This window comes from Methylosinus sp. shoA, from assembly GCF_059718125.1.
Genome location: NZ_AP046091.1, coordinates 3,047,983 through 3,063,800, shown reverse-complemented (window position 1 = coordinate 3,063,800; position 15,818 = coordinate 3,047,983). Strand labels below are relative to the sequence as shown.

Below are 15,818 nucleotides of genomic sequence, written 5' to 3'. Positions count from 1 at the left end.
TTCCCCCGAGGGCTCGGACTGAGCAGGCGTGTTCGACACGCCCGCTGTCGCCTAATCGGCGCGGAAGCGCGAGCCGAACGCCACCGGCGCAAAGCCCCGCGACTCCATCTCCACCGCGAAGGAGACGCCGCGGGCGATGAGCTTGTTGCGCTCGCCGACGCCTGCGACCGGCGCCGCCTGCGCATTGGATAGAAGAATAAGGCTCGAGAGTTCGAGCCAAGCGGATCGGTCTCTGGCCACGCACTTCCTTTTCCGAAAGCGACATGGTCACGATCACCTTTGTTGCATTCGGTCACCTTCGTCACCAGAGAGCCCGTTTCCGCGATTTTAATTCGCTAAAGGAAATTATCCTGAAAGCCAGCTGGTTCGAAGAGCTCGGCAGCCATCAAACAACCTAAGACAACCTAACGATTTCTATTGTGATCGTGGAAGGACTGTGCATTTAATGCGGTGGTCTTCCTCTGACCGTCGATTGAGAGCGAACGATGAGTCAAGCCGATCGCATCCGGAAATTCGTTTTTGATCGCTATATAAGAGTCGGACTCAAAATGTTCAGTTTTTGGATCAAGGTCTTGCGACACGTCGGGTAAGTGTTCTGATGTGGGCGACCAGGACCCACGCGGCAGCGCTGTCGATCGTCGCTTCGAAGTCCTTGGCGAGGCGACGGCAGCGACCAAGCCACGCAAATGTCCTTTCGACCACCCAGCGGCGCGGAAGAAGTTCGAAGCCCTTGGCCTTGTCCGAGCGCTTGATGATTTCCAGCGTCCACGACCCTTTGCTCTTCAAAGCAGTACGCAGCTTGTCCCCGGCGTAACCGCCATCGGCGAAGATATGACGCAGCCACGGATAGAGCGAGCGGATCGAAGCAAGCACACGCGGCGCGCCGTCGCGGTCTTGAATATCGGCTTCATGCACGACGAGGCCGACGAGGTTTCCTTGCGTGTCGGTGACGATGTGACGCTTGCGGCCTTTGATTTTCTTGCCGGCGTCGAAGCCGCGCGGGCCGCTGCTTTCCGTGGTCTTCACCGACTGGCTGTCGATGACGCCGGCGTTCGGGCTCGCTTCGCGTCCCGCCTTCTCACGCGCCGCCATGACCAAGACGTGATTGATGCTCGCAAACAGCCCGGCGCGCGACCAAGCGTAGAAATAGCTCTGCACCGTCGAGTAGGGTGGAAATTCCTTCGGCAATTGCCGCCACTGGCAGCCCGTCGACGCCATATACAAGATCGCGTTCACGACCGAGCGCAGATCGGTTTCGCGCGGTCGGCCGAGCTTTGAGCCCGGCGGAAGCAGCGGCGCGATCAACGCCCATTCGGCGTCCGTCAAATGACTTGCGTAGCGCAGCCCCGCACGCCCATACTTGCGCCGAGTGATTTCAGTCCAGGCCATTATGATCCCTTCGATTCTCGCAAATCCAAAGGAATCACAACCTCCTGAAATCACTCAACAACATTTTCAGTCAGCCTCTTAGAGACGGAGGAATCGCATATCGAAGCCTCAGTCTCGAGCTACTTTGTTCGGTTGCCGTTTCTCTGGCTTTCAATCGATGACGACCCTGGACCAAACTCTCTTCGCGGTTACATCGAGCGAAACGTCATTGCGTTGGTGAGCAACTACGACGCTGCGTCTATAGATCCTCCGTCGTCGTCATGGCTCGGTAGTTTCTCGGGACATGGAAAAGTTCGACGTTCGGGCTTATGGAACCAACGCCATGTCGAGGAAACATTCGAACCCGATTTTCTCGACGTAATGGAGGCGCTCATCGAGAAGCAGCTTCAAGTTTCCACCGCGTTTGAAGTCAGGACGCCAGTCAACCTCGAGAGTGAACTATCCGCACTCGAGGCCGCTCGTCTAACCTCCGCGGAAGCGCGAGCCGAACGCCACCGGCGCAAAACCCCGCGACTCCATCTCCACCGCGAAGGAGACGCCGCGGGCGATGAGCTTGTTGCGCTCGCCGACGCCTGCGACCGGCGCCGCTTCGGCGGTCGCGATCTCGGCGACGGGCATTCCCGCGAAGCAGGCGAACTCGGCGCGCGCCAGCCCGCTGACGCGCCCGGCGACCGGGGCGCGGATCTCCGTCTCGCCGATGCGGCCGATGAGATCGCCCGCGGCAACCTTGGCGCCGATCGGCTGCGCCGCGGCGAAAGCGCCGTCGGCGGGCGCGATCACATCCCAATATTCGAGCGCGCGGCGGTCATATTCGATCCGCGGCCGCGGCGGCGCGTCCCCGGCGCGCAGCACGGCTCCGGGGTCGGCCCCCTCCGCGCAGACGACGAGATCGCAATGCGAGCCGGCGACGAAGCCGGAGCCGACGCCGATGGTCAGTTCGGCGAGATCGACGAGCCGCCGCGCCGGCCGGCCTCCCTCCGGCGCGGCGACGATCGCATCCCAAGGCCAGCGCTCGACGACTTCCTCGAAAGGCCGCAGCAGGATCGGAATGAACTGCCGCGTCTGCATGCCGCACAGAAAATCCTTCGCCGAGCGGACGAGGCGCGCCTCGATGGCGCCGAGCGTCGTCGCCCCGTCGAACCAGGCGTCGGCATAGCACATGCGCCGGCGCAGCACGTGCGGCGCCGTCTCCTGATGCAGCACCACCGCATAACCCTCGCCGATCAGGCGCCGCGCCACGGCGGAAGCCGTTTCGCCGAGGCCGCAGACGAGCAGGCATTTCTCCTTGTTCATCGCTTCGAGACTCGCGCTGCGCCGCGCCCGGCCTTCGCGGACGCTTTCGGTATATAACAATAATACATATCGCTCGCGACCCTGTTCGTCCATTCGCCCCGAACGCAGCAGATCTCGCTCGAAAGCGGCTGCGCCCCGCGCCGCCCTGCTGTATAGCGGACTAGGCGCTCCGGCCGAGGGGGCCGGCGCTCCCCTTGACTACACGCCCAGCGCCGAATGACCGTCCCCGTTCCGCACCGCCTTGCCCTCCGCGTCTATTACGAGGACACGGATTTCTCCGGGCTCGTCTACCACGCCTCGCATCTGCGCTTCATGGAGCGCGGCCGCACCGAACTGTTGCGCGACCTCGGCATTTTCCAGCGCGCGCTGCTCGAGGGTCCAGGCGGCGGGCTGTTCTTCGTGGTGCGGGCGATGACCATCGACTTCCGCCGCCCGGCGCTGATGGACGACCTGCTCACGGTCGAGACGAGGGTCGAGCAGGTCGCCGGCGCCTCGGCCGATCTGGCCCAGCGCATTCTGCGCGGGGAGGAGGCTCTGGTAACGGCCCTCGTCAAGGTCGCCGCCGTCGAGGGCGGGAAAGCCCGACGCCTGCCGCCCGACGTGCGGCAAAAATTCGAATCGGCGCTCGTCCCCGCCGAGCCGACCCCGTGAAATCGGCGCATCGCCCGGATTTTGCGCAGGACGCCGCCGATAGGTCCTTTACTTCGCCTTAATCCTTTCGTTCAAATTTGATTGTGCATCGCATCGAGGCCCAAATCCAGGCGGATTTCGGGGCCATATGCGGATTTGGGCGGCGGCCGGGCGTCGCCGCATGCGCGCGCTTTCGCAGGCGAGCGGCCTGGATCCCGCGCCGTCTCCGCCATTCAGGCGCGTTTCGAGGACCTTGATCGATGAACCCAGCCGAAATCGCGGCCCCCATCGCCGCCGCGCCCGCCGAAATCTCCATCTGGGGCATGTTTCTCGGCGCCCATATCGTCGTGAAGCTGGTCATGATCGGGCTGCTCGCCGCCTCGATCTGGTGCTGGGCGATCATCGTCGACAAGGCCATTCTCTTCGCGCGCACGCGCCGCGCCATGGACCGCTTCGAGGAAGTGTTCTGGTCCGGCTCCTCGCTCGAGGATCTCTACTCCAAGCTCCAGGATCGGCCGACCGGCGCCATGGCGAGCCTGTTCGTCGCCGCCATGCGCGAGTGGAAGCGCTCCTTCCAGACCGCCGGCGCCTCGTTCATGGGCCTGCAGGCGCGCATCGACAAAGTGCTCGACGTGTCGATCGCCCGCGAGATCGAGAAGCTCGAATCCAATCTTCTGGTGCTCGCGACCGTCGCCTCGGCCGGCCCCTTCGTCGGCCTGTTCGGCACGGTCTGGGGCATCATGACCTCCTTCCGCTCCATAGCGGCGTCGAAGAACACCTCGCTCGCCGTCGTCGCGCCCGGCATCGCCGAGGCGCTGCTCGCCACCGCGATCGGCCTCTTCGCCGCCATTCCGGCGCTCGTCGCCTACAACAAACTGCAAGGGGACGTGGCGCGGGCTCAGGCGCGGCTCGAGAGCTTCGCCGACGAATTCTCGGCTATTCTGTCACGCCAGATCGATCAGCACGCCGGCCATTCCGGCGGCCGCGACCGCGCGGCCTGACGGGGAGGCGCTCATGGGCATGTCGGCTGCGGCGGGGCGCAAGGCCGGAGGCGGGCGCAGGCGGCGCGGGACGCCGCGCTACGGCGCCATGGCGGACATCAATATGACGCCTTTCATCGACGTCATGCTGGTGCTGCTCATCATCTTCATGGTGGCGGCGCCTCTGCTCGCGACCGGCGTCGCGGTGGACCTGCCGCAGACCAAGGCCGGCCCGCTCAACATCGACCAGAAGCCCCTGTCCATAGCCGTCGACGACAAGGGCCAGCTCTTCCTCATGGATCAGCCGGTGGAGCTCGACAAGCTGCTCGACCGGCTGAAGGAGACGGCCAAGGCGGGCTTCGACGAGCGAATTTATATGCGCGCGTCCAAGACGGTGAATTACGGTCGCGTGGCCGAGGTCATGTCGCTGGTGACGACGGCCGGCTACAAGAAGGTCGCATTGGTGACCGAGTCCGACAAGAAATGAAGGCTCGCATTGAAGAAGACGCGTCCGCAGCCTGGCCTTCCGGTCTCGGCGGCGGCCCATGTCGGGCTGCTGCTCGCGGCGCTGCTGGCTTTTCCGGACGCGAGGAAATTCGAGGACGCACAGGAATCCGTGCCGATCGACATCGTCACGGATTCCATGGTCAATGAAGTGACGAAGGGCGAGAAGACCGCCAAGGAGGTCAAGCCCGTCCAACGCGCCGACAAGCAGGCGCCGACGCCCGAGACCAAGCCGCTGCCGCCGCTCGCCGAGGCGAAGAAGGATATTTCCGCCCCGCCCCCGCAGCTGCGGCGCCGCCAGGAGGAGACCGAGGACAAGCCCGAGGCGCCGCCGCCCCCCAAGCGCGTCGCCGCCCTGCCGCCGACGCCCGAGCCGCCGACGCGCCCCTCTCCCCCGAAGCCGGAGCCGCAAAAGCCGATCGAGCGCGCCAAGCCCGAGCCGTCGAAACCCAAGGCCGAGGCCGCTCCTGCTCCGCCCGAACGCGAGCCGGAGGAAGCCGAGATCGTGCGGCCGAAGCCGCCGCCGCGCCCGGCGCCCGAGAAAGCGGAGCGGGCGGAGCCGGAGAAGCCTGCGAAGCAGGCCAAACAGGAGGCGGCGGAGCGCCCGAAGCCGAAGGACGAGCCGCGGCTGAAGGTCGACGAGGTGGCCAAGCTGCTCGAGCGCAAGAAGAGCGCGGAGAAAGCCATAGCCGGCGACGGCCCGCCCGACAGCAAGTCCGACAAGCCCGCCGCCAAGCCGAAATCCGGCGACGAGACGGCGCCCAAGTCGAAGTTCGACGCGGCCAGCATCGCCAATCTGCTGAGCCGCGAGGCGCCCCAGCGCCGCGCTGCGGCCGGCCGGGAGATGACCCGAACCGCCTCGCTCGGCGCGCCGACCGCGAGCGCGCCCCGCATGTCGCCGACGATCGAAGCGAGAATAAACGACTATCTGATCGAAAATTATCGTCGATGCTGGCAAGCCGCTCTGGTGAAGAATGCGCGCTCCTATGTGCCTGTCGTCGAGTTTCATCTGAGACGCGACGGCGCTCTCGAAGGGCCGCCCAGGCTGCTCAACCCTTCGTCGGATCCCGTCGAACGCAGTCGTGGCGAGCAAGCGCTCGGCGCGATCAGGCGCTGCAGTCCGATGCCGATCCCGGAATTCTTCACCCCCTACTATGAACATTGGCGTAACCCAGTGTTCAACATGACCGACGATATGTAGCGCCCCGCTTCCGCCCCCGCCTTCCGAAACGTTCCGGATCATCCAATGACGCTCGATCTCACCCGCCGCTCCGCCGCCGGCCTCATCGCCGGCGCCGCGCTCGCCCCGCTCGTCGCGACGCCCGCCCGCGCCGGACGCGTCCTCGACCTGCGCGCCAGCGGCGGCTTCCAGCCTATCGCGGTCGCCGTCAACTCTTTCGCCGGCGACGAGGCGGCGCGCACGCTGACCAGCGTCATCGTCAATAATTTCAAGCGCTCGGTGTTTCTGCGGCCGATCGAGCCGGGGACCCTCCCGGAGCAGACCGCCGCCGACGGCGCGCCGGACCTCGACCTCTTCCGCTCGATCGGCGCGCAATATGCCGTCACCGGCCGCTCGCTGCGCGGGCCCGACGGGCGGCTCAAGACCGAGTTCCGCCTGTTCGACGTCACGACCGGCGAGCAGGCCGCGGGCCAGCAATATGTCACCGAGGCGGCCTATGCGCGCCGCGTCGCCCATCTCGTGTCCGACGCGGTGTTCACGCGCGTCACCGGCGAGAAGGGTTTCTTCGACACGCGCGTGGTCTTCGTCGACGAGAGCGGGCCCAAGGAGCGCCGGCGCAAGCGGCTCGCCATCATGGACCAGGACGGCGCCAATGTGCGCTATCTCTCGCGCGGCGACGATCTCGTCGTCACGCCGCGCTTCTCGCCCTCCTCGCAGGACGTGACCTACATGTCCTTCGGCGCGGGCGACCCCAAGGTGCTGCTGCTCAGCATAGAGAGCGGCCAGCGCGAGGTGGTGGGGAATTTCCCCGGCATGACCTTCGCGCCGCGCTTCTCGCCCGACGGGCAGAAGATCATCATGTCGCTGTCGCAGGGAGCCTCGACCAATCTCTACGCCATGGACCTGCGCTCGCGCACGACGACGCGGCTGACAGACACCAATGCGATCGACACCTCGCCCTCCTATTCGCCGAGCGGCGCGGAAATCGTGTTCGAATCGGATCGCGGCGGGTCGCAGCAGATCTATGTGATGAGCGCCAATGGCGGCGGCGCGCGGCGCATCTCCTTCGGCCCCGGCCATTATTCGACGCCGGTCTGGTCGCCGCGCGGCGACTATGTCGCCTTCACGCGCCAGTCGGGCGGCTCCTTCGGCATCGGCGTGATGAAGCCGGACGGCTCGGGCGAGCGCATCCTCACGGAGGGCTTCCACAACGAAGGCCCGACCTGGGCGCCCAACGGCCTGTTCCTGATGTTCTTCCGCGAGCCGGGCGGCCAGTCGGGCGCGAAAATCTACATGGTGGACATCTTCGGCCGCTCCGAATTCCCGGTGCCGACGCCCTCCTACGCCTCCGACCCGTCCTGGGGCCCGCTGCAGGACTAGAGCCGTCCGCACGCCCGCGCTCACGGTCGATTGCGACCGGGTCGGTATGACGATAATGTCACGGCGCCACGGGAACTTCACTCGCTCGGACGCGCCGGCTGATGCTCGAGACCATAGCGATCGCCGAAGACGAACAGGGCTTGCGCGATCTGCTCGCCGAGTTCCTCTCGACGAACGGCTATCGCGTGCTCACCGCGGAGAACGCCGCCCGGTTTCGCGAGATGGTCGAGTTCGAGTCGGTCGATGTGGCGATCCTCGACATCAACATGCCCGGCGAGGACGGTCTGTCGCTGGCGCGTTGGCTGCATGCGCGCGGCTCGACCGGCATCATCTTCGCGACCGCGGTCGGCTCCTCGATCGACCGCATCGTCGGGCTCGAGTCCGGCGCCGACGACTATGTCACCAAGCCCTATCACATGCGCGAGATCCTCGCGCGCATCCGCGGCCTGTCGCGCCGGCGCAAGATGACGCGCGCGATGCTCTCGGGCAAGCGCCTCGCGGCGATCGTCTCGATCGACGTCGTCGGCTACACGCGCCTCATCCGGCGCGACGAGCAGCGCGGGCTCGCGCTGACCGACGCCTTCTTCCGCGACATCGTCATGCGCACGCTGCCCGCACGCTCCGGCAATCTGTTCAAGATGCTCGGCGACGGCGCGCTGATCGATTTCGCCAGCGCGCAGGACGCCATCGAATGGGCGCTCGATTGCCAGCGCGACGCCTTGGCCGTCGAGGCCGGCGAGCCGCGCGCCGAAACGTTGCGCCTGCGCATCGGCGTCGCCGTCGGCGACGTCGTCGTGCGCAACGGCGACCGGTTCGGCGAGGTGGTCGCGCTCGCCACGCGCATTCAGGAAGCCGCCCCGCCCGGCTCGGTGATGATCTCGGACGTCGCGCACGCCCTGGCCCGCGGCCGCGCGCAGGCCGGCTTCGTCGCCCGAGAACGCGAGCTCAAGAACATCGTCGAGCCGGTGAGGCTCTGGCTGCACGAACATCCCGACGCCGCGCTCGCAGCCGCGGCTCCCGATTGAGCGAGACCCGATGCTGGAACAGAGCGTGTCTGGGCGAGCGACGACGCAGGCGGCCGACGGCGGAGCGCTGCTCCGCGCGCTATTCGACGCGATTCCCGGCCGGGCGGCCTTTCTCGACACGGAGCTGCGCTACCGCTTCGTCAATCGCGAATTTCTCGAGCATCTCCGCTCATCCGAAGACGCCGTCGTCGGACGATCCGTCGATGACGTGCTCGGCGCGCACGCCGCCGCGCTCTATCGCTCCGCCCTGACGACGCTCGCCGCCGGCGAGCCGTTTCATACGCGGCGGTGGATCGCGGACGTGGACGGCGCTGGTCGATGCGTCGAGGAAGAGCTGCGGCCGTTCGCTCCCGGGGGCGGCGATCTGCGCGGCGTCGTCTCCGTGCTGAGGGAGCTCGGCGGCGAGGAGCGGCAGCGCGCGCATTCGGAGCTGCTGCACACACATCGGACGCGGGAGGCGATCCATGCGGCAGTGGTCGACTCGGCGCTCGACTGCATCATCGTCATCGACGCGCAGGGCCGGATCGTCGAGTTCAATCCGGCGGCGTCCGCGACCTTCGGCTATGGCCGCGAGCAGGCGATCGGCAAGACGGTCGCCGAGCTCATCGTTCCGCCCGAGCTGCGCGACAGCCACACGGAGGGCCTGAAGCGCTTCCGCGCCAATGGCCCCTCTTCCGTCCTCGGCCGCCGCGTGGAGCTCGAGGCGATGCGCGCCGACGGGTCGCGCATACCGATCGAGCTCGCTATCACGGCCGTGGGGACCGGGGCAGGCGCCCTGTTCACCGCGCATCTGCGCGATTTGCGGCCGGCGCGCGAAGCGCGCGCCGAGATCGAGCGGCAGAAGGAGGCGCTCTATCAGAACGAGAAGCTCGCGGCGCTCGGCTCGCTGCTGGCGGGCGTCGCCCATGAGCTGAACAATCCGCTCTCCATCGTCCTCGGCCAAGCCCTCATGCTGCGCGAGGCGGCGCAGGAGCGCGCCGAGCTCGACCGACAGTTCGAGAGCTTCGCGGAGCGCGGCGCCAAGATCGAAGCCGCCGCCAATCGCTGCACGCGCATCGTGAAGACTTTTCTCGCCATGGCGCGGCAGCGCGAGGCCGAACGCGGCGAGGTGAAGGTTCCAGAACTGATCGAGAGAGTGCTCGATCTCCTGGCCTATGGGCTCCGCACGGCCGGCATCGACGTGACGACCGACATTCCCGCAAAGCTGCCGACGCTCTGGGCGGACAGCGACCAGCTCCATCAAGTGCTGCTCAACCTCGTCATGAACGCCAAGCAGGCCCTCGAGGCCGAGCCCACGCCGAGACGCGTCTCGATCGCCGCGCGCGGGGATCATTCCGGCAGCGCGCTCGAAATCCATATTTCGGATAATGGCCCGGGGGTCCCGGAGGCCATTCGCACCCGCATCTTCGAGCCGTTCTTCACCACCAAGCCTCAGGGCGTGGGCACAGGGATCGGCCTCGCGGTCTCGCGCGGATTGATCGAGGCGCACGGAGGCTCGCTCGTCCTGGAGCCCATGCGAGCCGGCAAAGGCGCGACCTTCGTCATCCGTCTGCCGATCGGTCCGGGCCGATCCGCGGGCGAGACGACGGACGCCGCCGCCGCGCCGGCGCCACGGGAAATGCGCCGCCGTCGCGCGCTGGTCGTCGACGACGAAGTCGAGATCATCGCGCTGCTGTCGGAGATCCTCGAGCGCCTGGGCTTCGATTGCGAGCACGCCTCGAGCGGCGAAGCCGCGAAGCGGACGCTCGAAGCCTCCGCCGTCGCATTCGACCTCGTCTTGTGCGACATTCGCATGCCGAACGGCGACGGGCCCGCCTTCTATGATTGGCTGTGCGCCGAGCGGCCGCGCATCGCCGGCCGCATCGTCTTCGTCACCGGCGACGTTCTCGGGCCGGCGGCCGAGCGATTCATCGCGAGGTCCGGCCGGCCCGTCATCGAAAAGCCCTTCGTCCCGGACGACATCCGCCAGATGATCGAGCTCTTGGACGACGCCAGCTGAAATCGCCGCCGCCGGCGCCCGGACGCCCTCAGCATTCCGGCGTCGCGGCAATGCGCGGGGCGTCCGGGCGCGTCTCGATCGCCGGCTCCTCGGCGCCGGCGGCGGCGCCCGGCTCGGCGCCGCCGAGCCAAGCGCCGAGCAGCTCCCAGGCGACCGCCAGCACGACCGGCCCGACGAACAGGCCGATGATGCCGTGCGCGATGACGCCGCCGATGACGCCCACCACGATGACGAGCAGCGGCGTCGTCAGGCCGCGCGCGATGATCAGCGGCTTCAGCACATTGTCGATCAGCGTCACCGTCAGCATGCAGCAGGTGAACAGGAAGGCGGAAACGCCCGGCAGCGCTGTCCAGCTCCAGATGACGGAAGGAATGACGATCAGCATCGGTCCGATCTGGATGATCGCCAGAACCAGTATGCAGAGCGTCAGCAGGCTCGCGCCCGGCGCGCCGGCGAACTGAAGGCCGAGGCCGCCGACCGCGGCCTGCAGCAGCGACACGCCGATGACGCCGCGCGAGACGGTGCGGATGGTCGAGCCGGCGAGCCCGACGAAATGCTCGGCGCGCTTGGAATCGATGCGCGTCGCCGCCGTCTTGATGGCGCGCACGAGCGCAGGCCCCGGCGCGAACATGAAGCCGGCGATGATCACCGACAGCAGGAATTTGAATGCGCCGGTCCCGGCGTTTCTGGTCGCGTCGAGCGCGAATTCGCCGAGCGGCTTCAGGGACGGGGCGATCTGCGCGACCGCGCTGCGCAGATTGGTCGAGGCGAGCTCCCAGAAATCATAGGCCGACTGGCCGACGAAGGGCAGAGAGCGCAAGGTCTCCGGCGGCGGCGGCACCCATATGCCGCCACTCTCGATGCGGCCGGCGAGGCTGCGCAGCCCTTCGACGACGCCGACGCCGAGCCATGTCGCCGGGCCGATGACGACCAGGAGACCGACGAGGGTGATGAGCGTCGCCGCGAACCGGCGACGCCCGCCGAGCGCGCCGGCCAGCCATTCGAACACCGGATAGAGCGCCACCGTGAGGATTGCGCTCCAGGTGACGATGGCGATGAAGGGCTGGACGAGCTGAAAGGACCAATAGGCGAGCGCTCCCAGCGCGGAGAGCCTCACGATCAGCTCGATGAGCGTCGAATTGAGACGCCTGCGGCCGAAAATCTCGCGCTGCTCCAGGTTCACCCGATCGTCCCCGCTCGCTCTCGCGCCGGCCGCCCCCGCGCGCGCTCCGATCCGTCAACATAGCGCGGATCGATGCGCGGTTCACGCCTGCGCCTCCGCGGCATGGCGCGCGGCAAGCTCGGCGTCCCGCGCCGCGATCGCGCCGAAGGACGGCCTCGACGTCACGCGCTCGACATAGGCCATGATCTCGGGACGCTCGGGCACGAGCTCGAAAGCCGTGGTCCAGCGCAGCGCCGAGCCCCATAGAACGTCGGCGGCGGTGAATCGCTCGCCGAGAAGATAGGGACCTTGCCGCAGCTGTCCGACGAGCGTCGCCAGCATCGTGTCGTAATCGCCGTAGGGAGAGGTGCTCGCGCGCGCGGGCTCGTGCTGCGCCCAGCGGTCCACGATCGCCGGCTCGAAGCTCGAGCCGTAGAAGACGAGCCAGCGCAGATAAGGCCCGCGCAGCGCGTCGCCGATCGCCGGCGCGAGACCGGCCTCGGGAAAAAGATCGGCGAGATAGATGTAGATGGCGCCCTGCTCCGTCACCAGCGCGTCGCCATGGACGATGGCCGGGACCTTGCCCATCGGATTGATGGAGAGATAGGCGCCCTGGCGCTGCTCGCCGGCCTTCATGTTCAGCGCCTTCAGCTCATAGGGCGCGCCGAGCTCCTCGAGCAGAGTGAAGACGCCCGTCGAGCGCGTGTTGGGCGAATGATAGAAGGTCAGCTTGCGATCCGACGTCATGAACATCTCCCGACCGACAGGTCACACGAACAGAGCTAGAACATATGCGGAGCAGAATGTCCACGTCCCGCATGCCCCCCGCATAACTGCGGAGTTTACCGCATCTCGAAATGTCGGCATGGTGACGAACGCCTTTTATCCGTAAGATTGCGAAAACCAATTCGAGAGATCGCGATGGATTCATCCGGGCGCGTCGGAAGCGTCGAGGTCCTGCGCGGGGGATCGCAGCCTTCTCGGTGATGTTGTTCCACCGCTCGATCGAGCGGCGCGAGATCGATGCCGGCGAGGACACGGGATATCGATCCGCGGCCATCTTGCCGTCAGCGAGCATGTCGACGCAATCGACGACGAGGGCGCAGAACTCCGCATCGGCCGAGAGCGCCGCCATCGGCCCTTCCTCCTCCAGAGGAGCAAGTGGAGCGCAGCCACGGCCGCCCCGCCCTTGCGCCGGGGCGGGAGTTTTGCCACATAGGGCGCGGGAGGTTGGCGGTGGACGCTCCACTCGCCAACCGGGTCAGGTCCGGAAGGAAGCAGCCCTAACGAGTTCCGGGCGGGTCTTCGTCCAGCCTCCCACCGCGCCGCGCCCGGGCGCCGATCAATCAGACGGGCCGTTCCTCTCCTCGGGCGACGCGATGGACGACGAGCATTCGCGGGACGCGCCCTCCGACGCGCCGCTGTTTCCGGCCGAACCGCAGGAAAAGCGAGAGGCGCAGAGCGCCTATCGCGTGCTGGCGCGCAAATACCGTCCCTCGGGCTTTTCCGACCTCATCGGCCAGGAGCCGATGGTGCGCACGCTCGAGAACGCCTTCGCGCTGAACCGCATCCATCAGGCCTATCTGCTGACCGGCGTGCGTGGCGTCGGCAAGACCACGACCGCGCGCATTCTCGCCCGCGCCTTCAATTACGAGCTGCCCGCAACGGACGGAAGGCCGCCGATCGACCGGCCGACGATCCATATGGACGCGCCCGGCGTCCATTGTCGGGCGATCATCGATTCGCGGCATCCGGACGTGCTCGAGATGGACGCCGCCTCGCACACCGGCATCGACGATATTCGCGAGATCATCGAGAACGCCCGCTACCGGCCGGTGATGGCGCGGGTGAAGGTCTATATCGTCGACGAGGTGCATATGCTCTCCAAGGCCGCCTTCAACGGCCTGCTGAAGACGCTCGAGGAGCCGCCGGAGCATGTGAAGTTCATCTTCGCGACGACGGAGATCGACAAGGTGCCGGTCACGGTGCGCTCGCGCTGCCAGCGCTTCGATCTGCGCCGCATCGACGCCGGCCTGCTCGCCGGCCATTTGCGCAAGATCTGCGATCTCGAAAGCGTCGACATAGAGGACGAAGCGCTCGCGATGATCGCGCGCGCGGCGGAAGGATCGGCGCGCGACGCGCTGTCGCTGCTCGATCAGGCGATCGCCCATGGCGCGGCGCAGGGCGGCGGCGCCATCGCGGCGAAAGATTTGCGCCATATGCTCGGCGTCGCCGACAAGTCGCGCGTGATCGATCTGTTCGAGGCGGCGATGAAGGGCGAGATCGCGACGGCGCTCGCTCTGCTGCAGGACCAGCACGACGGCGGCGCCGACCCCGGCCAGCTGCTGCTGGAGCTCGCGGAATTCACGCATCTCGTCACGCGGCTGAAGCTCGCGCCCGGCGCCGAGCGCTCCTCGGCGCTGACAGAGGAAGAGAAAAGACGCGGCGCCGCGGCGGCGCAGAGCCTCTCCGTCTCGGCGCTGACCCGCGCCTTTCAAATTCTGATGAAAGCGGTGGAGGAGCTGCGCGGCTCGCCGCGGCCGCTCACCAGCGCCGATATGGCGCTGGTGCGCCTCACCCACGCCGCCGAGCTGCCCTCGCCCGAAGAGGCGCTGCGTAAGCTCGGCTTCGGCCAGCAGCGCCCGGCCGAGGGCGCGCGACCGACGCCGGCGCCGCCTCAGGAACGTCCCGGCCCGTCACTTTCGCTCGCCCCGGCGCCGCAAGCGGCGGCGCGGAGCCTCGCCGCGCCGCGGCCCGAGCTCTCCGCCCCCGCCGGCGCGGCCATCGCAGATTTTTCCGCGCTCGTCGCCCTCGCCGGCGAGAAGCGCGACATGCAATTGAAGATGGCGCTCGAGACCGATGTGCGGCTCGTGCGTTTCGAGCAGGGGCGAATCGAATTCGAGCTCGCGCCGGGCGGCTCCACCCGCCTGCCGCAGCAGCTCATGCAGCGGCTGCAGGAATGGACCGGTTCGCGCTGGCTGGTGGCCCTCGCGCCCACGGGCGGCGCGCCGACGCTGAGCGAGCAGGCGGCCGCGCGCAGGCAAGAGGAACGCACCGGCGTCGAGTCCGACCCGCTCGTCGCGGCGATCATGGCGCGCTTCCCCGGCGCCGAGATCGTCGCCGTGCGCGGCCGGGAGAACGAAACACATCAAGCGCCCGGCGCCGAATTGGCTTATGACGACGAGGCCGAGCCGGACGAGCCCTGGTAGCGCCGCCGACGACGTGAGGAGACCGACATGCTCGACTTCATGGGACTGATGAAGCAGGCGCAAGCCATGCAGGCGAAGATGGCCGAGATGCAGGCCGAGCTCGACCAGATACTGGTCGAGGGCGAGGCCGGCGGCGGACTCGTGAAGGTGACGATGACCGCCAAAGGCGCCCTGCAGCATGTGAAGATCGACGGGAGCCTGCTGAAGCCCGAGGAGAGCGACATCGTCGAGGACCTCATCGTCACCGCCCACGCCCAGGCGCGCGCGAAAGCGGACGAAGCGGTGACGGAGAAGATGAAGGCCGTCACCGGCGGCCTCCAGCTGCCGCCCGGATTGAAACTGCCCTTCTGAGCGAGTGGGGAGTAGTGAGCGGTGCGGCCTTGCTCACTACCGCCTATTCACGAACGCCCCTGTTGCCCCAGGACCCCAATGGCCGATCGTATCGCCGGCCCGGAGATCGAACGTCTCGTGCAATTACTGGCGCGCCTGCCCGGGCTCGGGCCGCGCTCGGCGCGCCGCGCCGTGCTGCATCTCATCCGCAAGCGCGAGGAATTGCTCGGGCCGCTCGGCGACGCCATGCGCGTCGCCCATGAGCGCATCGTCGCCTGCTCGGTCTGCGGCAATATCGACACCAGCGATCCTTGCGCGATCTGCCGCGATCCACGCCGCGACGCCGGGCTGCTGGTGATCGTCGAGACGGTCGCCGATCTCTGGGCGCTGGAGCGCGCCGGCCTGCTCGCGGCGCGCTATCACGTGCTCGGGGGCGTGCTGTCGCCGCTCGACGGCGTCGGCCCGGACGAGCTCAACATCGGCAGCCTCGCGCAACGCATCGGAGCGGGCGGCGTGCGCGAGGCGATCATCGCCGTCAACGCCACGGTCGACGGCCAGACGACCGCCCATTATCTCGCCGATCTGCTCGCGCCGCTCGGCGTGAAGACGACGCGCCTCGCCCATGGCGTGCCAGTGGGCGGCGAGCTCGACTATCTCGACGAAGGCACGCTCGCCGCCGCGCTCGAGCGGCGCACGGCGTTCTGACGCGAAACGCGACGCAATGAGGCGCCGATCCG

At 67.5% G+C, this 15,818-nt stretch carries 15 protein-coding genes, 1 other RNA gene and 1 pseudogene; 12 read left to right on the top strand and 5 right to left on the bottom strand.

The window, feature by feature from the left end; all coding sequences use genetic code 11:
• Positions 1–51 precede the first annotated feature (51 nt).
• Positions 52–240 (bottom strand): hypothetical protein, encoded by a 189-nt coding sequence (locus AC6IW9_RS13980; RefSeq protein WP_497764446.1) that lies wholly within the window; start codon positions 238–240, stop codon positions 52–54.
• 324 nt (positions 241–564) lie between these two features.
• On the bottom strand, positions 565–1,389 hold the full coding sequence (locus tag AC6IW9_RS13975) for an IS5 family transposase (protein WP_497772527.1): 825 nt from the start codon (positions 1,387–1,389) through the stop codon (positions 565–567).
• 93 nt (positions 1,390–1,482) lie between these two features.
• Between AC6IW9_RS13975 and AC6IW9_RS13970 the strand changes: the two are divergent.
• Positions 1,483–1,761, top strand: a pseudogene (locus AC6IW9_RS13970) (GIY-YIG domain-containing protein); the annotation flags it as partial.
• Between the two features lie 90 nt (positions 1,762–1,851).
• On the opposite strand, the gene AC6IW9_RS13965 reads toward AC6IW9_RS13970, so the two are convergent.
• Positions 1,852–2,682 carry a hypothetical protein gene (locus AC6IW9_RS13965; RefSeq protein WP_497764445.1) on the bottom strand — a complete coding sequence of 277 codons (831 nt, stop codon included), beginning with the start codon at positions 2,680–2,682 and terminating at the stop codon, positions 1,852–1,854.
• A gap of 216 nt (positions 2,683–2,898) precedes the next feature.
• On the opposite strand from AC6IW9_RS13965, the gene ybgC reads away from it, so the two are divergent.
• The 7 genes from ybgC (at position 2,899) to AC6IW9_RS13930 (ending at position 10,380) form a co-directional block, all read left to right on the top strand.
• Positions 2,899–3,333: a tol-pal system-associated acyl-CoA thioesterase gene (gene ybgC, locus AC6IW9_RS13960; protein WP_497764443.1), complete on the top strand. Its 435-nt coding sequence runs from the start codon at positions 2,899–2,901 to the stop codon at positions 3,331–3,333.
• A 239-nt stretch (positions 3,334–3,572) separates the two neighbouring features.
• Positions 3,573–4,313, top strand: a complete 741-nt coding sequence (tolQ, locus tag AC6IW9_RS13955) for a protein TolQ (protein WP_497764442.1) — start codon at positions 3,573–3,575, stop codon at positions 4,311–4,313.
• A gap of 13 nt (positions 4,314–4,326) precedes the next feature.
• Positions 4,327–4,779 (top strand): ExbD/TolR family protein, encoded by a 453-nt coding sequence (locus AC6IW9_RS13950; RefSeq protein ID WP_497764441.1) that lies wholly within the window; start codon positions 4,327–4,329, stop codon positions 4,777–4,779.
• A gap of 9 nt (positions 4,780–4,788) precedes the next feature.
• The gene (tolA, locus tag AC6IW9_RS13945; protein ID WP_497764440.1) at positions 4,789–5,997 is read left to right on the top strand and encodes a cell envelope integrity protein TolA; all 1,209 of its coding nucleotides are present in this window, start codon (positions 4,789–4,791) and stop codon (positions 5,995–5,997) included.
• A 45-nt stretch (positions 5,998–6,042) separates the two neighbouring features.
• Positions 6,043–7,356, top strand: a complete 1,314-nt coding sequence (tolB, locus tag AC6IW9_RS13940; RefSeq protein WP_497764439.1) for a Tol-Pal system beta propeller repeat protein TolB — start codon at positions 6,043–6,045, stop codon at positions 7,354–7,356.
• Between the two features lie 101 nt (positions 7,357–7,457).
• On the top strand, positions 7,458–8,381 hold the full coding sequence (locus tag AC6IW9_RS13935) for a response regulator (protein ID WP_497764438.1): 924 nt from the start codon (positions 7,458–7,460) through the stop codon (positions 8,379–8,381).
• A 10-nt stretch (positions 8,382–8,391) separates the two neighbouring features.
• A complete protein-coding gene (locus AC6IW9_RS13930; RefSeq protein WP_497764437.1) occupies positions 8,392–10,380 on the top strand; it encodes a hybrid sensor histidine kinase/response regulator in 1,989 nt (662 codons plus the stop codon).
• A gap of 28 nt (positions 10,381–10,408) precedes the next feature.
• Here AC6IW9_RS13930 and AC6IW9_RS13925 read toward each other — a convergent pair whose 3' ends face one another.
• Together AC6IW9_RS13925 and AC6IW9_RS13920 are read right to left on the bottom strand one after the other, a co-directional pair.
• Positions 10,409–11,563 (bottom strand): AI-2E family transporter, encoded by a 1,155-nt coding sequence (locus AC6IW9_RS13925; RefSeq protein ID WP_497764435.1) that lies wholly within the window; start codon positions 11,561–11,563, stop codon positions 10,409–10,411.
• A gap of 81 nt (positions 11,564–11,644) precedes the next feature.
• Positions 11,645–12,289, bottom strand: coding sequence for a glutathione S-transferase family protein (locus tag AC6IW9_RS13920; RefSeq protein WP_497764433.1), 645 nt, complete (start codon positions 12,287–12,289; stop codon positions 11,645–11,647).
• A gap of 477 nt (positions 12,290–12,766) precedes the next feature.
• On the opposite strand from AC6IW9_RS13920, the gene ffs reads away from it, so the two are divergent.
• The 4 genes from ffs to recR all read left to right on the top strand — a co-directional run bounded on the left by ffs (position 12,767) and on the right by recR (position 15,786).
• Positions 12,767–12,864: signal recognition particle sRNA small type (ffs, locus tag AC6IW9_RS13915), an RNA gene on the top strand.
• A 57-nt stretch (positions 12,865–12,921) separates the two neighbouring features.
• Positions 12,922–14,751 carry a DNA polymerase III subunit gamma/tau gene (locus AC6IW9_RS13910; RefSeq protein ID WP_497764431.1) on the top strand — a complete coding sequence of 610 codons (1,830 nt, stop codon included), beginning with the start codon at positions 12,922–12,924 and terminating at the stop codon, positions 14,749–14,751.
• Positions 14,752–14,778: 27 nt separating this feature from the next.
• Positions 14,779–15,102 carry a YbaB/EbfC family nucleoid-associated protein gene (locus AC6IW9_RS13905; RefSeq protein WP_497764430.1) on the top strand — a complete coding sequence of 108 codons (324 nt, stop codon included), beginning with the start codon at positions 14,779–14,781 and terminating at the stop codon, positions 15,100–15,102.
• 78 nt (positions 15,103–15,180) lie between these two features.
• Entirely contained in the window at positions 15,181–15,786 is a 606-nt protein-coding gene (gene recR / locus AC6IW9_RS13900) for a recombination mediator RecR (protein WP_497764427.1), read from the top strand.
• Positions 15,787–15,818 lie beyond the last annotated feature (32 nt).

Excerpts from the sequence above, each read along its gene's own strand:
- AC6IW9_RS13930 (WP_497764437.1), top strand. The coding sequence starts at position 8,392 with ATGCTGGAACAGAGCGTGTCTGGGCGAGCGACGACGCAGGCGGCCGAC.
- tolQ (WP_497764442.1), top strand. The coding sequence starts at position 3,573 with ATGAACCCAGCCGAAATCGCGGCCCCCATCGCCGCCGCGCCCGCCGAA.
- ybgC (WP_497764443.1), top strand. The coding sequence starts at position 2,899 with ATGACCGTCCCCGTTCCGCACCGCCTTGCCCTCCGCGTCTATTACGAG.
- AC6IW9_RS13975 (WP_497772527.1), bottom strand. The coding sequence starts at position 1,389 with ATGGCCTGGACTGAAATCACTCGGCGCAAGTATGGGCGTGCGGGGCTG.
- tolB (WP_497764439.1), top strand. The coding sequence starts at position 6,043 with ATGACGCTCGATCTCACCCGCCGCTCCGCCGCCGGCCTCATCGCCGGC.
- AC6IW9_RS13965 (WP_497764445.1), bottom strand. The coding sequence starts at position 2,682 with ATGAACAAGGAGAAATGCCTGCTCGTCTGCGGCCTCGGCGAAACGGCT.
- AC6IW9_RS13920 (WP_497764433.1), bottom strand. The coding sequence starts at position 12,289 with ATGACGTCGGATCGCAAGCTGACCTTCTATCATTCGCCCAACACGCGC.
- AC6IW9_RS13910 (WP_497764431.1), top strand. The coding sequence starts at position 12,922 with ATGGACGACGAGCATTCGCGGGACGCGCCCTCCGACGCGCCGCTGTTT.
- recR (WP_497764427.1), top strand. The coding sequence starts at position 15,181 with ATGGCCGATCGTATCGCCGGCCCGGAGATCGAACGTCTCGTGCAATTA.
- AC6IW9_RS13950 (WP_497764441.1), top strand. The coding sequence starts at position 4,327 with ATGGGCATGTCGGCTGCGGCGGGGCGCAAGGCCGGAGGCGGGCGCAGG.
- AC6IW9_RS13905 (WP_497764430.1), top strand. The coding sequence starts at position 14,779 with ATGCTCGACTTCATGGGACTGATGAAGCAGGCGCAAGCCATGCAGGCG.
- AC6IW9_RS13935 (WP_497764438.1), top strand. The coding sequence starts at position 7,458 with ATGCTCGAGACCATAGCGATCGCCGAAGACGAACAGGGCTTGCGCGAT.